This is a genomic window from Glaesserella sp. (genome assembly GCF_041814905.1).
Taxonomy (GTDB): Bacteria; Pseudomonadota; Gammaproteobacteria; order Enterobacterales; family Pasteurellaceae; genus Glaesserella.
Window position 1 is genome coordinate 1 of the sequence record NZ_JBGXYA010000001.1, and the last position, 18,012, is coordinate 18,012.

Genomic DNA, 18,012 nt, shown 5'->3' on the forward strand with positions numbered 1-18,012 from the left:
AATGCCGGGCGACAACATCAAAATGACTGTGAGCTTAATTCACCCAATCGCAATGGACGAAGGTTTACGTTTTGCGATTCGTGAAGGTGGTCGTACAGTCGGTGCGGGCGTTGTTGCGAAAATCATCAAATAATTGATTTTGTAATCTACGTTACAAACACAAAAGGCAGATCAAAATATCTGCCTTTTTACTTTTAGCATAGTAAATAAAACGACTATTGTGAAAACTTCGCTAACTCGGTTCTTACTCTCAGTCCCCAATAGCTTGTTAACCCCGTTGTATGATTAATCATTTTTCCGTCTTTAATGATTAAAATTGTAGGTGTTGCCTGAATATCCCAGCTTTTAGCAAATTCACCCATTGGATCACTTATTGTAGTAAAACTATAATTATTCTCTCTTAAGTAATCAGAAACTTCTTGATCTGTACCTGATTTAATCGCTACCGTTAGTATAGGTACGCCTTGTTCAGTTAATTGCTGAATCGCGGGAGAAGTAAATTTACAAAAAGTACACCAACTCCCCCAAAAATAGAGTAACATCGGTTGGTTATGGCTAATTTGAGCAATAATCTTTGGCTGTTTCTGTATATCAAACAAAACTTGTTCTGCAAATTGTATTGGCGAAGTTGGTTTGCGAAACCAATCCACCACCACACTTAAAATAATAAATAAACTACCAAATAACAGAACATTTTTACTAAAACGTACGAATAGCCCGCTCTTATTCACTAGATATCCTTATTGTGCATTGCAGCATAAGAGGTTGCACCACGGGCGAGCATTCGAAGTTGCATAACCACTCGCTCCTTCAATTTTTGGCGCTCTTGGTTATTCATATCCAAAGCATGAGAACCTGCTGTAAACACTAAAGTCACTAACCCTTCAGATTGGATATAAGCTAAATCGCGATCGATAAATTTATCCTTCATTTGAATATATTCTGCTAATTCCGCTACAAAATGCTGTATCTCACGTGATGCAGCTGTACGAAACGCCTGTGACGTTCCGGAACTTTCACGCAACAGTAAACGGAACATATTCGGTCGTTCGTCGATAAATTCAAAAAACGTATCGACAGAGATGACCACAACGCTTCCACCTTTTTCTAAACGTTTACGGGCCTGGCGCATCAGTTGACGCAGAATTAGACCGGATTCATCCACCATCGCCAAACCTAATTCATCCATATCCTTGAAATGGCGATAAAAAGAAGTCGGTGCGATACCAGCTTCACGGGCAACTTCCCGTAAACTTAAATTGGAAAAACTCTTTTCTGCAGTAAGCTGATTGAAAGCTGCATCGACCAACGCTCTACGTGTCTTTTCTTTTTGAATGGCACGAACACCGATACTCATTATTTCGATTCCATAATTTGTTTAATTTCTTTCGCTAAACGTTCGTATCGCAAACGCAACGGAGAACCCGGACGATAAATCAAACCTACTGCACGGTAAGGTTCCGGCTCATTGAAATGTAAATAAGTAATATTATCCGATTGAGAAGATGCAGCGAGTTCCGGAATAAATGCAATTCCAACATTTGCAGCAACCATATTACGTAACGTTTCGATACTGCTTGCTTTAAAATGTATATTTTCTTTTGCGCCAACTGACAAGCAATAATCCATGGTTTGCATTCTCAAGCAATGTCCGTCATCCAGCATCAACATCTCTTTATCACGTAATTGAGAAAGCGATAAATTACCTTGTTTTGCCCACTCATGCTCTACAGGTACCGCCAATAGCATTTTTTCATTACAAATAGGTACCTCGATAAAAGGTTCACTCTCTTTAGTAAACGCTAAAATTCCGCAGTCTAATTGACCTGCTTCTAATTGCTCAACTAATACGGACGTTTGTAACTCGTAGATATAAACGTCTAACGTAGGAAATAACGCTTTTAATTTAGGTAAAATTAACGGGGCAATATAAGGACCTAAAGTTGGAATCACGCCGACATGAATCGGACCGGACATATCTTTCCCTTGATTGCTCGCCATTTCACGTAAAATTTTGACTTCACGTAACACTACCTTAGCCTGTTCAACCAGCGTTAATCCTGCCTGAGTAAACAGCACTTTTCGGCTGGTACGTTCCAATAAAACCGTACCTAACTCATCTTCCAATTTTCTGATCTGACCACTTAATGTCGGTTGGCTCACATTACAGGCATCGGCAGCTTTACGAAAGTGCTTAAAATCAGCTAATGCAATGAGATACTCCAAATCACGAATATTCATGTTTTTTACACCTCTATTAATATAATAGGCTGAATTATGGCACATTTGGGTGTAAAATGCGTAGAATTTTTGAAACAATCACAGGAGAAAAGAAAAATGGCTTTCAAAGATATGACAGGTCAAAAAGTACCGAATGTCACATTTAAAACACGCCAAGGCGATGCTTGGGTCGATGTGACTACCGACGAACTATTTAACAATAAAAATGTAATCGTATTCTCTTTACCGGGTGCGTTTACACCAACTTGTTCTTCAACTCACTTACCGCGCTACAATGAATTAGCAAAAGAATTTTATGCATTAGGCGTAGATGAAATCGTTTGTATGTCAGTTAACGATACCTTTGTTATGAATGCATGGAAAGCAGATCAAGAATCCGACAACGTCACCGTCATCCCAGACGGTAACGGCGAATTTACCGAAGGCATGGGTATGCTTGTCGGCAAAGAAGATTTAGGTTTCGGCAAACGCTCATGGCGTTATTCTATGTACGTGAAAAACGGCGTCGTCGAAAAAATGTTTGTTGAACCGGAAGAGCCGGGCGACCCGTTCAAAGTATCTGATGCAGATACGATGATCAAATATTTGAACCCTAACTGGACAGCAAAACCGTCTGTGGCGATTATCACTAAACCGGGCTGCCCGTTCTGTGCTAAAGCGAAAGCATTATTAGAAGTGAAAGGTTTTGCTTATGAAGAAATCGTTCTGGGTCGTGATGCAAGCACCACTTCATTACGTGCTATTAGCGGTCGTACAACAGTGCCGCAAGTCTTTATCGGCGGTAAACACATTGGCGGTAGCGATGATTTACAAGCATACTTTGAATAATTTGAAGAATGCTTAACCACAAAAGCTAAGTCTAACGACTTAGCTTTTTTATTTTTCCATGATGCTTAAATTGCAAAATAACAGCCCAAACTGACCGCTTGTAAATCCCATATCAAACCGAACATAAGCTGAGATATAAGCCTTCACCTACTTTGTTGCACGTAGCGACACTTCACCGATAGCAAAACAACGAACAATATCACCTTGCCGTAACATTAATTCTCCTTCGTCATTAATACCTAACGAAATACCGTGGATTTCATCAGATTCCGTGACTAATTTCACCGCCTGATTGCGGAAAATATCAAACGCCTGCCAACGTTCTATGTAATCAGCAAATCCCGCTTGCGGATAACGTTGCAGTGCTTGCTGAAGGTGCGTTGCCAAATGTGCCGCTAATTGAGTGCGATCGATTTGATAATCGGATAAATCACTCCACGCTTGTGTCACAACGGCTTCATCGACATTTTTCATCCCTAAATTCAAACCGATACCAATCACTAAATAAACACCGCAATGATCTACGCGGCTTTCAATCAGAATTCCGCCCATTTTTTTTCCGTTATGGTAAATATCATTTGGCCATTTAATTTGGATATTCGGCACGTTCAACGCTTGAAATGCTTCGGCAATCAGCACTGATACCACTAAACTTAACGATGAAAGTTGTTCAATATGTTTTGACGGATAGTGCCACAACATCGAAAAATAGAGGTTTTGACTTTGCGGTGAATACCACTGCCGACCACGTCTGCCGCGCCCTGCGGTTTGTGTTTCCGCAACACAAAGGGAGCCGTTCTCAAGTTGCTTGTAGTGTGTCAGTAAATATTCGTTCGTTGAATCGATCTCCTTAAAAAGCAAAACTTGCCCTTGAATTAAGGCTTGGCTGACAATTTTTTGATCAATATGCATCACAAACGCCCTGTCAAATCAACGTGTCACGAGTTCACTATCCACTTCACCGTATTTGCCGATAAAACGAACTTCCGGGTGTAATTCAATGCTGAATTGCTCGCGGACACGACGACGCACTTCACGAGCTAACGCCAACACATCGGCACCGGTAGCATTCTCTTTGTTAATCAATACCAATGCCTGTTTGGTATGCACTGCCGCCCCGCCGATTTGGTATCCTTTCAAATTTGCTTGGTCGATCAACCATCCCGCAGGCACTTTAACGCTACCATCGGCCTGCGGATAGCTCGGTATTGTCGGACAAGCGGTCTGAATTTGCTGAAATTTTTCAAAATCTACCACCGGATTCTTAAAAAAGCTGCCGGCATTGCCGACTTCATCAGGATTCGGCAGTTTTGAACGACGTACCGCACACACTTCATCAAACACTTCGGTCGGCGTCACCTTCTGCGGGTCGAATTGTGCCAACGAACCATAGTTCAGCACCGGTTGCCACGCCTTGGCCAGCTTAATTCCAACAGCAACAATCGCATAATGGTCGCGATATTGTTGTTTGAAAATACTTTCACGGTAACCGAAACGGCACGCTTGTTTGGTTAAACGCAATATCTCACCATTTTTGAGATTTAATACGTCCACATAGTCACATACGCGTTCAAACTCAACGCCGTAAGCCCCAATATTTTGAATCGGTGCAGAACCGACTACACCGGGAATCAAGGCTAAATTTTCCAAACCGCCCATCCCTTGAGCCAAGGTCCATTGTACCAATTCATGCCAATTCTCACCGCCTGCTATATGCAGATAGTGAAATTGTTGATCTTCTCGCTGTGTAATCCCCTTTAATTGGTTCACCAGCACCGTGCCGTCAAAATCCTCAAGAAAAAGTACATTCGAGCCTTGTCCGAGTAACAACACCGGTTGTTCTGCCTGATAAGCTTTCTGCCATTCGGCCAATAACTGTTCTTGCGTATCAAATACAATAATTTGCTGCGCTTTTGCCGGCAAATGGAAGGTATGAAAAGGGGTTAAGGTTTGTTTCATAATACTCTGTTTTATCTAAAAAGAGGATGCCTGTTTAGTACAAGCATCATGCTGGCTAACGGATTATTCTAAATTCTGGATCTGCTCACGCATCTGCTCAATTAATACTTTTAGTTCCACAGCAGAATTCGTGACCTCGGCATTAATCGATTTTGAAGCAAGGGTATTCGCCTCACGATTCAGTTCTTGCATCATAAAATCCAATTTACGCCCCACTGCACCGCCTTTTTTCAATATAGAAGCAGTTTCTTTTACGTGGAGCTGTAAACGATCCAGCTCTTCCGCCACATCGACTTTTTGTGCCAATAGTACCATCTCTTGCTCCAGTCGTTGCGGATCGAATTGCAGATTCAACTCATCAAAACGTTGTTGTAAACGATCTTTTTGCCATTGCAATACGCTTGGCATTTGTATTTGGACCTTTGTCGCCTCACTTTCAATCGCATCCAAACGTTGTTGAATTAAAAGCTGCAAGTTTGCACCTTCACGGGCGCGCATTGCGATAAAATCCGCCAAAATCTGTTCAAAACCGTTCAGTAAATCTTGACCGATTTGGTCCAGATCTTGATTTTGTGCATCGACCACACCCGGGAAACGCAAAATATCCACAAGGTTAATTTCGCCATCATTCGCAGTTTCTCTCAACCATTGTAACGAGCTGATAACCTGTTTGGCATAATCTTGATTAATCGATAAGCTGTTGTTTTGATTTGTATTTAATTCGATGCGCAAACTGCATTCTACCTTACCGCGCGTGAGCGAAGCACGTAAACGCTCACGCAATGTCATTTCTAAATTACGGAAATTTTCCGGTAAGCGAAAATAGGTCTCCAAAAAGCGCTGGTTTACCGAACGAATTTCCCATACTGCATTACCCCACTCTTTTTTAAGCTCAAGGTGGGCAAAAGCTGTCATACTGTAAATCATTTATGAGTATCTCTTTTGCTGACAAAATGTAGCATATTGTACTTGTTATTCTGCTAGAATAGGGAAATTTTTGCTTATAGAGAGGAATAAATATGCGTCCGAATAATCGCTCGGAAAATCAAATTCGCCCAATCACCATTACCCGCAACTATACCCGCTACGCAGAAGGCTCGGTCTTGATTGAATTCGGAGAAACCAAAGTATTATGTAACGCAACGGTTGAAGAAACCGTTCCTCGCTTTTTAAAAGGTCAACAACAAGGTTGGGTAACCGCCGAGTACGGAATGTTACCGCGTTCGACTCATAGCCGAATGCAGCGCGAAGCGGCAAAAGGAAAACAGAGCGGACGCACGATGGAAATTCAACGTTTGATTGCCCGTTCTCTGCGTGCCATCGTCGATTTAAAGCAATTAGGTGAGCGAACCGTGACGATTGATTGCGATGTCATCCAAGCCGATGGCGGCACCCGCACTGCAGCAATCACCGGCGCTTGTGTCGCATTGCACGATGCGATGAATAAACTGATTGCCGATGGCATATTAAAAGAGAATCCGATGAAAGGTTTGGTTGCAGCAATTTCAGTAGGCATTGTTGATGGTATTGCGGTATGCGATTTGGAATATGTGGAAGACTCCAATGCCGAAACGGATATGAACGTAGTGATGGTAGACAGCGGAAAATTAGTGGAAGTACAGGGAACCGCCGAGGGTGAGCCGTTTAGCCATACCGAATTACTTACTCTGCTCGGTTTAGCCGAACAAGGTATCCGCCAGTTAATTGATGCACAACGTAAAGCACTGGCGCAATCGGTTTAGTCATACAAGCGGTCGGTTTCAGCCTGAAATTTGCAAATATTTTACCCCGCTCCTTTCCAACAAGCGAGCGGGGATCCTACGCTAAATCTCATCTGCGTGGTGAATCATCACAAATCTTTCCCACAACTGCTCGTTGGTTTCGATATGCTCCGGATCGGTAATAATACAATTATTGATCGGACAAACTTTTTGGCAAGTCGGCGTTTCATAATGTCCGACGCATTCGGTGCATAACGCCGGATCAATGACATAAATATCATCGCCCATCGAAATCGCCTGATTCGGACATTCCGGTTCACACATATCGCAATTGGTACATTTGTGAGTGATCAACAATGCCATAAATTTTTACTATTACCCTTAATGAATTTGAAGTCGGCGATTATACCTATCCCACCGAAAGTAGAAAGTCTTTATACACAATTTTGCAAATTTTTTGCCAAAAACGACCGCTTGACTATACATTTTATTCAAGAAAAAAATGACAAAATCACCGAATTCGCCTATCATTCCCGCCATCATTGTGAGGACCGAATTATGACAAATTTTGCTTATCTTCAACACAAACGCAAGCAACTAAAATTGAAAGTCAACGATGTCTGCGAGCAGGCAGGTGTTACACGCGCTTATTTTAATCAGCTTGTGACCGGTAAAATTAAAAATCCGAGTGCAACAAAGCTAAAAGCACTGCATCAAGTGCTGGGTATTGTTGAAGAGCAGAATCAACGTGTCGGGGTCATTTTCGGTAAGTTCTACCCTGTACATACCGGTCATATCAATATGATCTATGAGGCTTTCAGTAAAGTTGATTTATTACACGTCATTGTCTGTACCGATACCGAGCGGGACTTACAGCTGTTCCATGACAGTAAAATGAAACGTATGCCGACTAACGAAGATCGCCTGCGTTGGATGCAACAAATTTTTAAATATCAACAAAAACAAATATTTATCCATCATTTAGTGGAAGATGGTATTCCGAGTTACCCGAACGGTTGGGATGGTTGGACAGACCGCGTAAATGCACTTTTTGCCGAAAAAAATATCCGTCCGAGCATGGTGTTCAGCAGTGAAGTTCAAGATAAAGTCCCTTATGAGAAATACTTGAATTTAGAAGTGCATTTGGTTGATCCGACCCGCAGTTCTTTCAACGTTTCGGCGACCAAAATTCGTAATAATCCATTCCAATATTGGCGCTTTATTCCGAAAGAAGTGCGTCCGTTCTTCGTTAAAACCATTGCGATTTTAGGCGGCGAAAGTAGCGGTAAAAGCGTGTTGGTCAGTAAGTTGGCGAATGTATTTAATACGACATCCGCATGGGAATACGGACGCGAGTTTGTCTTTGAACAACTGGGTGGCGATGAGCAGGCAATGCAATATTCTGACTATCCGCAAATGGCGTTAGGCCATAAACGTTATGTGGACTATGCGATGAAACATGCGCATAAAGTGGCCATTATCGATACCGATTACATCACTACTCAGGCTTTCTGTATTCAATATGAAGGTAAAGCACATCCGTTTTTAGATTCAATGATCAAAGAGTATCCGTTTGATGTCACTATTTTATTATCCAATAACACCAAATGGGTCGACGACGGGTTACGTAGTCTCGGATCTCAAAAGCAGCGCCAACGCTTCCAACAGTTACTCAAAAAATTATTGGAAAAATATAACGTACCTTATATTGAAATTGAATCCCCAAGCTATTTAGACCGTTACAACCAAACCAAAGAAGTCGTAGAAGCCATTTTAAATGATGAGCCGATTCCGTTAACTTATAGCCCTGAGGACTAACGAAACCCATGATACTTTTTGCAGGCGATCCCCACGGCAGTTATGCACATCTTTATCCTTTCATTCAAGAACAGGAGAATGTGGCATTGGTGATTTTAGGTGATTTACAGCTCACGACTACCGAGGAACTTGATAAACTTGCACAACATTGTGATATCTGGTTTATTCACGGGAATCATGACAGTAAAACGGTCGCTGCATTTGAATCTATTTGGGGAACCGCGTGGAAAGCGCGTAATCTGCACGGACGTGTAGTAAATATCCAAGGAGTAAAAATTGCCGGTTTAGGCGGTGTGTTCCGCGGACATATTTGGATGCCTCCGCATCGCCCGATGTTTTTTGATCCGATTCACTACTGCCAATATTCGCCGCAAGAACGTATTTGGCGCGGCGGAGTACCGCTACGTCACCGTACATCCATTTTTCCATCGGATGTTGAAGCCCTTGAAAGCCAAAAAGCAGATATTTTAATTACCCACGAAGCTCCCCGCCCGCACCCTCAAGGATTTGCGGTTATCAATCAATTAGCTCGAAAAATGGGAGTAAGAAAAATTTTCCACGGTCATCATCACGAAAATTTTGATTATCGCCCGATTAATCGCAATAAAGCCTGCGATATCTATAATATCGGCTTCCGCAGCCTTGCCGATATCAACGGTAACTATCTACTTATCGGTATCGACGACAGAGAGAAATAACTCGCTTCTTATCGCTGAAATATACAAATAACAAGCGGTCGGAATTCGCAAATTTTTTGCAAATTCCGACCGCTTGTAGAATTTAATATTAACCTTCGCAGCTACTACAGCTTAGTAAGTTACGGTTAAATACTTGCGCCGCACTCATTGAATATTGATAGTAAATCGACTTAATACCCAATTCTTCTGCGGTTAAGTACAACTGGTTCAAATCGCGCGCCGGGGTTGCCGGGTGAACCATAATATTAATACTTTGCCCTTGATCAATGTATTTTTGACGCTGAGCCGCCTGTTGAATCACACTTAACTGACTGATTTCCGAAAAAGTTTTAAAGACTTCTTTTTCATGGTCGGTCAATGCTGCCAAATGCTGAACCGAACCGTCATTTAACAAGATACTTTCCCACGTCTCTTCCGTATCCAATCCCCTTTCTTGCAGTAATTTTTCTAAGAACGGATTTTTATACACAGTTTTGATTTTTGCTAAATCTTTTACATAATAGTTTGATTTAAACGGCTCAACTGACGGTGATACACTGCCTAAAATAAAACTACTCGATTTGGTCGGAGCAATACTCATTAATGTCGTATTACGGCGTCCATAGCCTTTTAATAATTCAGGTTCACCAAAACGTTGTGCAAGCTCTTTTGATGCTTGTAGTGTTTTATCGCGTAACGTTTTAAACACTAAATTATTTTTTTGCATCGCTTCAAAACTATCAAACGGAATATTATTCGCCTGCAAATAGCTGTGCCAACCCAATACGCCTAAACCCAATGCACGGTGACGGCGGGCAAAACGATTTGCGCGATCTAAAAACGGAATTTCGGCACTTTTCTCAATGAACTCAGACATGACTACATCTAAAAAGTAAGTTAATACTTCCGGCGCATCAGTATCTTTCCACTCATCAAAATAGAGCAAATTCATTGAAGATAAACAACAAACGAAACTCTCGTCTGCGCTTGACGGTAACATAATTTCCGTACAAAGGTTACTCGCATGAACCGTCATATTTTTATCTTTATACACGTCCGGGCGACCTGCGTTCGCATTGTCTTTAAAGAATAAATACGGAATACCGGTTTCGGTTTTGCGCTGTAACAATTTTGCCCAAAGCTGGCGTTTATGCGGATCGCCTGCTTTCATAGATTGTAACCACTCACTGCCGACACAAACACCATAGTACATGAGCTGAATAGGGTTACCTTCGGTGTGGATATCAAGCCATTCATCGATATCACCATGCTCAATATCAATATAGCCGGCAAATTGCCCTTTACGAGACGTACCTTGCGAAATAACGTCGATTACCGTATCAAATAACTTACTGAAATTAAATGAACCGTCGGATTTACCGTTATTTTTGATGGCAGAACCGCGCGGACGAATATCACCGAAATATGCCGACGTACCACCGCCTATTTTACTCATCATTCCGACTTCCGCGGTAGTCACCATAATCTCGTGAATAGAGTCCCCAATATAGCTACCAAAACACGAAATCGGCAAACCGCGATCCAAACCAAAGTTTGACCAAATTGGTGAAGACAGCGAGAAGTAGCCACGCCCCATATAGTAATAGAACTTGTCGGCAAAACCTTCGATACCGAGACGACGCTCTGCATGTTCTGCGATATAGCGAATTCGTTCTAAGGCCGTAGTGCCTTCTAATAAATAACCGCGTTGTAAAAATAGACGGCTATCGTCATTTAGCCATTCAAAATCCGGTCGTTTTACATCCGTATAGCCGAGTTCGAATAACTTGGGTTGATAGTAGGAATTAGAATAAGTCATCGGCGGTAATCTGTTTCATTTTTTTGCTATAGTCAGTACTACGTTTGTTAAAGAAATCGGTCTCTTTTGTTGAAAGGATTTCAATATCAAACCACTCAGTTTCTTTTAAAAGCGAAGGATCCACATTATGCGGAGGCTCTAAGCCTAAAGTTGCTAATGAATTGTTGTAACGATTCATAATGTAATTTTCGACGGTTTTTTTCGTAATAAAAGTTAAATCACCTTCTTCAAAAATCCAGTCTAAAATACCGCGCTCCGCTTCCAACGCTTGATTAGCCAGTGTTTGTAATTCTTCAAAAAACTCCGGGGTAAAGAGTTCGCTGTGTTCCTCGCGTAAAATTTCATATAACGCAATACCGAAACGACCGTGAATTTCTTCTTCTTTTGAGGTTGCTTCTACTGCGTTTGAAATGCCCTTAAACAAATTTCTGTGTTTGTTAAATGACATCATAATTAGAAATTGGCCGAATAACGAAATATGTTCAACGAAAAGTGAGAACAACACCAAGGAAAGTACAAATTGCCCTTTACCGGTATCTTTTTCCTTCATGAACTCTTCCATATAACGGATACGGTTCATTAGCGGCTCAATATCAGTGATTTGAGAAAACATCTCGTTTAAACCGAGTTTTTCAAGTAAGAAAGAGTAAGCATCTTTGTGACGCACCTCACTTTCTGCAAAGGTGCCGCCGACATCATCCATTTCCGGTTTTGGGAAATAACGATAAAGTTCACCCCAGAAACGCTTAACATTGACTTCAACTTGGGAAATCGCAAGCATCGCACGGGTTAATACGTGACGCTCATGATCATTGATGTTAGTGCGATAGTCTTGAATATCTCCGGTAAAATTGAATTCCGTATGCAACCAGTATGAATGGCGGATTGCGTCTTTAAATTCGAGTAATTCGGGATATTCATAAGGCTTAATTTGAATGCGTTTCTTAAAGATATTACGAGACATAGCTGACCTTAGAATAATAAGTTTTATAGACCAGCCGTATTCTATCCATATTTTTTTCTGGTTCAACATCTTGACAAATTGCAGGTACTGATTCGTTCGTTAAGAGTTATTGATTTTAAAAGAAAAAATATTTTTGTAAAAAATATCGGATTGACGCAAAAAACCATAAAAAACACAACATCTTGTGAGAGACTGCCAAACGTAACACAAGATGTTGTTAATGACAGAAAATAAACGCCCATCACAAGACAATTATTTCAATCAATAAAGAATTCTTGATTCCCTTTTCTCCCCAAAATAGAAAAGTTGGTTTCGGAGCAAGCTCTTTAACCAACCTTTGAATAAAACACCTTTTTTAGCTAAACTGTTTTTGATGATGCTAGTCCATTTCACTCATCAAACTGGCATTTCCCCCTGCTGCGGCAGTGTTAATGCTAATCGCTTTTTCATGCACTAGCGGCAATAATGATAACGCTAAATCTAAACTTTCAATATAAGTAAGAATTGCGCCGGTACGTTCTGCATAATGGGCTTTTTCTTCTGCGGTTAATGGTTCCAATACAACCATCACACTCAAATTCGGTATACCGTTAAAATCAGCCGTCACCGCCACATCTCCTGAAAAATGTTGTGCATATTTGGCTAGTTCGGAATCACGGTGAACCACAGCCTCCGCTCCACAGACAACAATGGCGATCAAAGCTTGGATTTGCTGCGCTAAAGCCCCCCGTCCGATTGCAATGACCGTTCGGGCTTCTAAGCGCATAAAGTTTGACTCACCGGTAATACCCTGCATTTTATACACTTGATTTAACGGAGAGCGACGACTTAACGCAGCGGCTAAATCGAGGGCATCTTGCAATGCCGAGCCTGACAATACCGCTTTGATATTTGCAATTAATCGGCTGATATCGACCGCTTGTCCACCTTCTAAACCGTCTAATGTCCATTGCGAACGGTTGACCAAACGTTGTAAGTAAAGCGGGCCACCGGCTTTCGGCCCAGTTCCGGATAACCCCATTCCGCCGAACGGCTGAACACCGACTACCGCACCTACCGTGTTACGGTTTACATAAAGATTACCGGCATAAATACTTTCAAGCCATAAGTCTACCGTCTCATCGATACGGCTATGCAATCCGCTGGTTAAACCGAAACCGGTCGAATTGATCTCTTGCATCACTTGTGGCAGTTTTTCAGCATCAAAACGAATCACATGCAATACCGGACCAAATACCTCCTGAGTGAGCTGATTAATGCTATCAATCTCAAGCATTGTCGGCGGTACAAAAATTCCACTCTCTTCGATCTCCCTTGCGATCGGTACTTGATAATAAGATTTTGCAACCGTTTTCATTTTATCAATGTGAGTCAATAAACGAGCTTGAGCGGTTTTATCAATTACAGGACCAATATCCGTATCTAAATACTGCGGTCTCCCCACTTTCAGTTGTGCCATCGCGCCTTTTAACATTTCGACAATATGATCAGCCACATCGCGTTGCAAATAAAGCACACGTAGCGCAGAGCAGCGTTGTCCTGCCGAATCGAAAGCAGAATTCAGCACATCGGCTACCACTTGCTCACCTAATGCCGAACTATCAACAACCATCGCATTTTGCCCACCCGTTTCCGCAACAAGCGGTACGATTCGCGTATTATTTTGCAAATTACGGTTGATATTTTTTGCCGTATCGGTCGAGCCGGTGAAAATGACTCCGTTTACACGCGGATCCGCAACCAAAGCCGTACCGACAACTTTACCGCTCCCCGGTAAACACTGTAGAGCCGCTTTCGGGATACCAGCTTGATGGAATAAATTTACCGCATAATACGCCATTAACGACGTTTGCTCTGCAGGTTTTGCCAATACCACATTACCGGCGACTAAGGCGGAAGCAACTTCACCGACAAAAATTGCCAACGGGAAGTTCCACGGACTGATTGCCACCACAACACCGCGTGGGCTACGGTAGCCTTCCGGATTATTACGTACCTCTTTCGCATAATAGCGACAAAAATCAACCGCTTCACGCACTTCGGCAATCGCATTATTCAGGGTTTTTCCGGCTTCACGTACAGCAAGATCGAAAAGTTGCGGCATATTTTTTTCCATCAGATCTGCCATTTTTTCCAATGCTTCGGCACGGACTATCGGAGAAGTATTCTGCCATTCGACTTTAAATTGCTCCGCTGCGTCAAAAGCGTTTGCAATATCCGTATCGGTTGTATCCGTGACTTCCCCGACTATTTCAAAAATATTTGCCGGGTTGTGAATTTGTCGCACGTCACTCGTTGAACCGTTCCAACCAATCACTTGCGGTACAGCACGGTATTGTCGAGTCGCCAATTGATTCAGTTGCGTTTCCAAATCACGTAAATGTATCGAATCGGTTAAATCATAACCTTTAGAATTCTGACGTTGCTCACCGAACAGTTTGATTGGTAACGGAATTTTCGGATGCATTGTGCCGTCGGTAATTTTTGCCTTCATAACCGGATCCTGAGCTAAATCATCAATACTGAGATTCTCATCCACAATTTGATTAACAAAGGAACTGTTCGCCCCGTTCTCTAACAGACGGCGAACAAGGTAGGCTAATAGTGTTTGGTAGGAGCCGACCGGTGCATAAATTCGACATTGCACATCTAAATTATCTTTCCCCACGACTTGATCGTATAAGGTTTCCCCCATGCCGTGCAAACATTGAAACTCAAAGCGCTTACCTTTTGCGAGATGGTAAATTGTCGCCAATGTTTGGGCATTATGAGTAGCAAACTGCGGATAGATCACATCTTGCGCGGATAAAAGACGTTTCGCACAAACGATGTAATTGAGATCAGTATGCACCTTACGTGAAAACACCGGATAACCTTCCGCACCATCGGTTTGCGCACGCTTAATTTCACTATCCCAATAAGCCCCTTTTACTAAGCGAATCATCAGTTGGCGATGATTAGCGCGAGCGGTTTCAATTAGATAATCAATGACATATGGGCAACGTTTTTGGTAAGCTTGCACCACAAAACCAACTCCGTTGAAACCGGCTAAATCTGGATCGGCTAATAAACGCTCCATCAAATCGAGAGAAATTTCTAAACGGTCAGCTTCTTCCGCATCAATGTTCAAACCAATATCATATTGTTTTGCCAATAAAAACAATGCCTTAAGGCGAGGATAAAGTTCTTCCATCACACGTTGGTGCTGTGCAATGCTATACCGTGGATGAATTGCCGAAAGTTTTACAGAAACACCGGAAGATTTATAGACCCCCAAGCCTCTCGATGTAGCGCCCACAGCATGAATTGAAGCAATATAATCTTGATAGTAACGCTCTGCATCATCTTGAGTAAACGCTGCCTCACCCAACATATCATAGCTATAACGATAACCCATCGCGAAACGTTTCTCACCGTTTTGGATCGCTTGTTGAATGGTTTCACCTGTCACAAATTGTTTACCTAGCAAACGCATCGCCACATCGACGCCTTTGCGAATAAGCGGCTCACCACCTCGGCTAATTAAACGGGAAAGAGCAGAAGAAAGAGAGCTTTCACTGTGAGTGGAGACTAATTTACCGGTAACAACCAACCCCCACGCTGCGGCATTCACAAAAAGTGACGGGCTTTTGCCAACATGCGAGCGCCAATCACCTTTTGAAATTTTATCACGGATTAATTTATCGGCAGTACCTTTATCAGGAATACGTAGCAACGCTTCAGCCAAACACATTAATGCCACACCTTCTTGGCTGGACAATGAAAACTCATGCATCAACGCATCGACACCACTCGCTTTTTTGCGTGCATTACGAACTTTTCCCACCAATGATTTGGTTAGCCCCTTAATTTCTTCAGCATACTCGTCGGTACAAGCTTGCTCAATCAGTTGCTTAACCAAAGATTCTTCATCAATACGATAATGTTCACTCAACTGCGAACGAATACCTGTTCCGCTTGGAAGAAGTTGATAAGTTGACATAATTTGCCTCTTAATACTAAAACCCAAAAAAGATAATTTGCAAAATTCTAAAAGAAAACAACCGCTTGTAATCTATCATAAAGAAAAAGACGGTTGCCGGGCAACCGCCTTATTCGTTATTTTTTCATCGCATCTTGATATGCTTGTTCCGCTTTTTCGAAGGTTTCAACCAACTCCGCTCTCGGTGCCGGTGTTATCAGAGAAACAATGATAATAGCAATGAAAGAAAGGATAAAGCCGGGAATCATTTCATAAATACCGCTATCCGGAACAATATCTTTCCAAAAAATAACCACCAATGCACCAACTAACATTCCGATCATTGCACCCGTAGCATTCATTCTTTTCCAAAATAGAGATAAAATCACAACCGGACCAAATGCGCAGCCAAAGCCTGCCCAAGCATTTGCAACAAGGTCTAATACTTTACTGTTTGGATCTTGCGCAATCACAATGGCTATAACAGAAATAACTAAAACCATGGCTCGTCCTAGCCAGACCAATTCTTTTTGACTTGCATTCGGGCGAATAAACCCTTTATAGAAATCTTCGGTAATCGCACTTGAACAGATCAATAATTGAGCGCTTAACGTACTCATGACTGCCGCTAAAATGGCAGATAATAAAATGCCGGCAATCCAAGGGTTAAATAACAATTTAGATAATTCAATGAACACACGCTCATGGTTTTGGTTTACTGTTGTCGCCACTTCAGGATGTGAGAAGAAGTAAGCCTGACCAAAGAAACCGACACCGACTGCACCGAACAAGCAAATGATCATCCATGCCATACCAATGCGACGCGCATTCGGAATACTTTTCACGCTATCCACAGCCATAAAACGCGCCAAAATATGCGGTTGACCGAAATAACCTAAACCCCAAGCAGCCAAACTCAATAAACCAATAAAGGTTGTTCCGGTAAAAATATCAGTAAAATCTTTATTTACTGCGGCTCCTGCTTGCATGATAACCTCGTGAGTTTTCTCAAAACCTCCTAATTCAATCAATACAAAAATGGGGGTTAAGAATAAAGCGAAAATCATTAAACTCGCTTGTACCGTATCAGTCCAGCTTACCGCAAGAAATCCACCGATAAACGTATAAATAATCGTGGCTAATGCGCCATACCATAACGCCGTAGAATAAGGGATACCAAATAAATTCTCGAATAACCTTGCGCCTGCAACGACACCGGACGCACAATAAATTGCGAAGAAAAAGAGAATAATCGAAGCAGATACGATTTTTAAAATACGCGTATTGTCGCCGAAACGATGATGGAAATATTCAGGCAAAGTTAATGCATTGGCATTAAATTCTGTGTGTATACGTAAACGACCTGCAACAAATAACCAGTTCAGGTAGGCACCAATGGTTAACCCAATCGCAATCCAACCTTCAACTAAGCCTGCGGCATATATTGCTCCCGGTAACCCCATAAGCAGCCAACCGGACATGTCCGATGCCCCTGCCGAAAGTGCGGTAACAAAGCTACCTAAACGGCGACCGCCGAGAATATAGTCCGATAAGTTATTGGTAAAACGATAGGCTACAAAGCCAATTAAGATCATTCCGATAATATAAATTAGAAATGTTGTTGTGGTTGGATCAAAGCCAAACATAGTATGCTCTCCTCATTCAATAGCTTAACAGCTACTAAATATAACAGAAATAGTGAGTTATCAGGCATCCTGCCAGTAATCAATCGATGATAATTTGCTCTTTTCTTTAAGCGGGCGCGAGTATATATGAAAATCGCCCGATAATTACAAACTTTTAACAGAAGTGTGACATAGATAACAATTTATTTTGCTAAAATTCAGCATATATCACAAACAAGCGGTCAGATTCGCCTTATAATTTGCAAAATATTCCCCCAAACCGACCGCTTGTCAGCCTTATTCTTCTGTTCATTGCTTCCGCAAAATAAAAAAAACCGCAAGCTATCTCTAACTTGCGGTTTCTCTCGTATTAAAACCCTGATGGTGCCCTACTCTCAC

At 42.0% G+C, this 18,012-nt stretch carries 15 protein-coding genes and 1 pseudogene; 5 read left to right on the top strand and 11 right to left on the bottom strand.

Features of this window, described 5'->3' with window-relative positions:
- Nucleotides 1-133 (top strand): annotated as a pseudogene (locus tag ACEYJ7_RS00005) (elongation factor Tu); the annotation flags it as partial.
- A gap of 82 nt (nt 134-215) precedes the next feature.
- Here the strand turns inward: ACEYJ7_RS00005 and ACEYJ7_RS00010 are convergent.
- From ACEYJ7_RS00010 to oxyR, 3 genes are read right to left on the bottom strand one after another with little or no spacing between them, the layout of a single operon-like run.
- On the bottom strand, nt 216-731 hold the full coding sequence (locus ACEYJ7_RS00010) for a protein disulfide oxidoreductase (RefSeq protein ID WP_373776985.1): 516 nt from the start codon (nt 729-731) through the stop codon (nt 216-218).
- The gene (gene fabR, locus ACEYJ7_RS00015) at nt 731-1,360 is read right to left on the bottom strand and encodes an HTH-type transcriptional repressor FabR (RefSeq protein ID WP_373776999.1); all 630 of its coding nucleotides are present in this window, start codon (nt 1,358-1,360) and stop codon (nt 731-733) included. The genes ACEYJ7_RS00010 and fabR overlap by 1 nt, the downstream gene beginning before the upstream one ends.
- Complete coding sequence (gene oxyR / locus ACEYJ7_RS00020) at nt 1,357-2,241, bottom strand: DNA-binding transcriptional regulator OxyR (RefSeq protein ID WP_373776986.1); 885 nt, start codon at nt 2,239-2,241, stop codon at nt 1,357-1,359. The genes fabR and oxyR overlap by 4 nt, the downstream gene beginning before the upstream one ends.
- A 96-nt stretch (nt 2,242-2,337) precedes the next feature.
- Here oxyR and ACEYJ7_RS00025 point away from each other — a divergent pair, with 96 nt between their 5' ends.
- Entirely contained in the window at nt 2,338-3,069 is a 732-nt protein-coding gene (locus tag ACEYJ7_RS00025; protein ID WP_373776987.1) for a glutathione peroxidase, read from the top strand.
- 147 nt (nt 3,070-3,216) lie between these two features.
- Here the strand turns inward: ACEYJ7_RS00025 and ACEYJ7_RS00030 are convergent, their stop codons facing one another.
- The 3 genes from ACEYJ7_RS00030 to ACEYJ7_RS00040 form a co-directional block, all read right to left on the bottom strand.
- On the bottom strand, nt 3,217-3,981 hold the full coding sequence (locus ACEYJ7_RS00030; protein ID WP_373776988.1) for a biotin--[acetyl-CoA-carboxylase] ligase: 765 nt from the start codon (nt 3,979-3,981) through the stop codon (nt 3,217-3,219).
- 18 nt (nt 3,982-3,999) lie between these two features.
- A complete protein-coding gene (gene murB, locus ACEYJ7_RS00035; RefSeq protein ID WP_373776989.1) occupies nt 4,000-5,028 on the bottom strand; it encodes a UDP-N-acetylmuramate dehydrogenase in 1,029 nt (342 codons plus the stop codon).
- Nucleotides 5,029-5,091: 63 nt separating this feature from the next.
- The gene (locus tag ACEYJ7_RS00040) at nt 5,092-5,955 is read right to left on the bottom strand and encodes a YicC/YloC family endoribonuclease (RefSeq protein WP_373776990.1); all 864 of its coding nucleotides are present in this window, start codon (nt 5,953-5,955) and stop codon (nt 5,092-5,094) included.
- Between the two features lie 92 nt (nt 5,956-6,047).
- Here ACEYJ7_RS00040 and rph point away from each other — a divergent pair, with 92 nt between their 5' ends.
- Entirely contained in the window at nt 6,048-6,770 is a 723-nt protein-coding gene (gene rph, locus ACEYJ7_RS00045; RefSeq protein ID WP_373776991.1) for a ribonuclease PH, read from the top strand.
- Between the two features lie 81 nt (nt 6,771-6,851).
- Here the strand turns inward: rph and ACEYJ7_RS00050 are convergent, their stop codons facing one another.
- Nucleotides 6,852-7,112: a YfhL family 4Fe-4S dicluster ferredoxin gene (locus ACEYJ7_RS00050; RefSeq protein ID WP_373776992.1), complete on the bottom strand. Its 261-nt coding sequence runs from the start codon at nt 7,110-7,112 to the stop codon at nt 6,852-6,854.
- Between the two features lie 195 nt (nt 7,113-7,307).
- On the opposite strand from ACEYJ7_RS00050, the gene nadR reads away from it, so the two are divergent.
- Nucleotides 7,308-8,567, top strand: a complete 1,260-nt coding sequence (gene nadR, locus ACEYJ7_RS00055) for a multifunctional transcriptional regulator/nicotinamide-nucleotide adenylyltransferase/ribosylnicotinamide kinase NadR (RefSeq protein WP_373776993.1) — start codon at nt 7,308-7,310, stop codon at nt 8,565-8,567.
- A gap of 8 nt (nt 8,568-8,575) precedes the next feature.
- Complete coding sequence (locus ACEYJ7_RS00060; protein ID WP_373776994.1) at nt 8,576-9,265, top strand: metallophosphoesterase; 690 nt, start codon at nt 8,576-8,578, stop codon at nt 9,263-9,265.
- Nucleotides 9,266-9,353: 88 nt separating this feature from the next.
- On the opposite strand, the gene ACEYJ7_RS00065 is transcribed toward ACEYJ7_RS00060, so the two are convergent.
- The 4 genes from ACEYJ7_RS00065 to putP form a co-directional block, all read right to left on the bottom strand.
- Complete coding sequence (locus tag ACEYJ7_RS00065) at nt 9,354-11,063, bottom strand: ribonucleoside-diphosphate reductase subunit alpha (protein WP_373776995.1); 1,710 nt, start codon at nt 11,061-11,063, stop codon at nt 9,354-9,356.
- Nucleotides 11,050-12,027 carry a ribonucleotide-diphosphate reductase subunit beta gene (locus tag ACEYJ7_RS00070; RefSeq protein WP_373776996.1) on the bottom strand — a complete coding sequence of 326 codons (978 nt, stop codon included), beginning with the start codon at nt 12,025-12,027 and terminating at the stop codon, nt 11,050-11,052. The genes ACEYJ7_RS00065 and ACEYJ7_RS00070 overlap by 14 nt, the downstream gene beginning before the upstream one ends.
- Nucleotides 12,028-12,406: 379 nt before the next feature.
- Nucleotides 12,407-16,009: a bifunctional proline dehydrogenase/L-glutamate gamma-semialdehyde dehydrogenase PutA gene (gene putA / locus ACEYJ7_RS00075; protein ID WP_373776997.1), complete on the bottom strand. Its 3,603-nt coding sequence runs from the start codon at nt 16,007-16,009 to the stop codon at nt 12,407-12,409.
- A 116-nt stretch (nt 16,010-16,125) separates the two neighbouring features.
- Nucleotides 16,126-17,634 (bottom strand): sodium/proline symporter PutP, encoded by a 1,509-nt coding sequence (putP, locus tag ACEYJ7_RS00080; RefSeq protein WP_373776998.1) that lies wholly within the window; start codon nt 17,632-17,634, stop codon nt 16,126-16,128.
- Between the last annotated feature and the right edge of the window lie 378 nt (nt 17,635-18,012).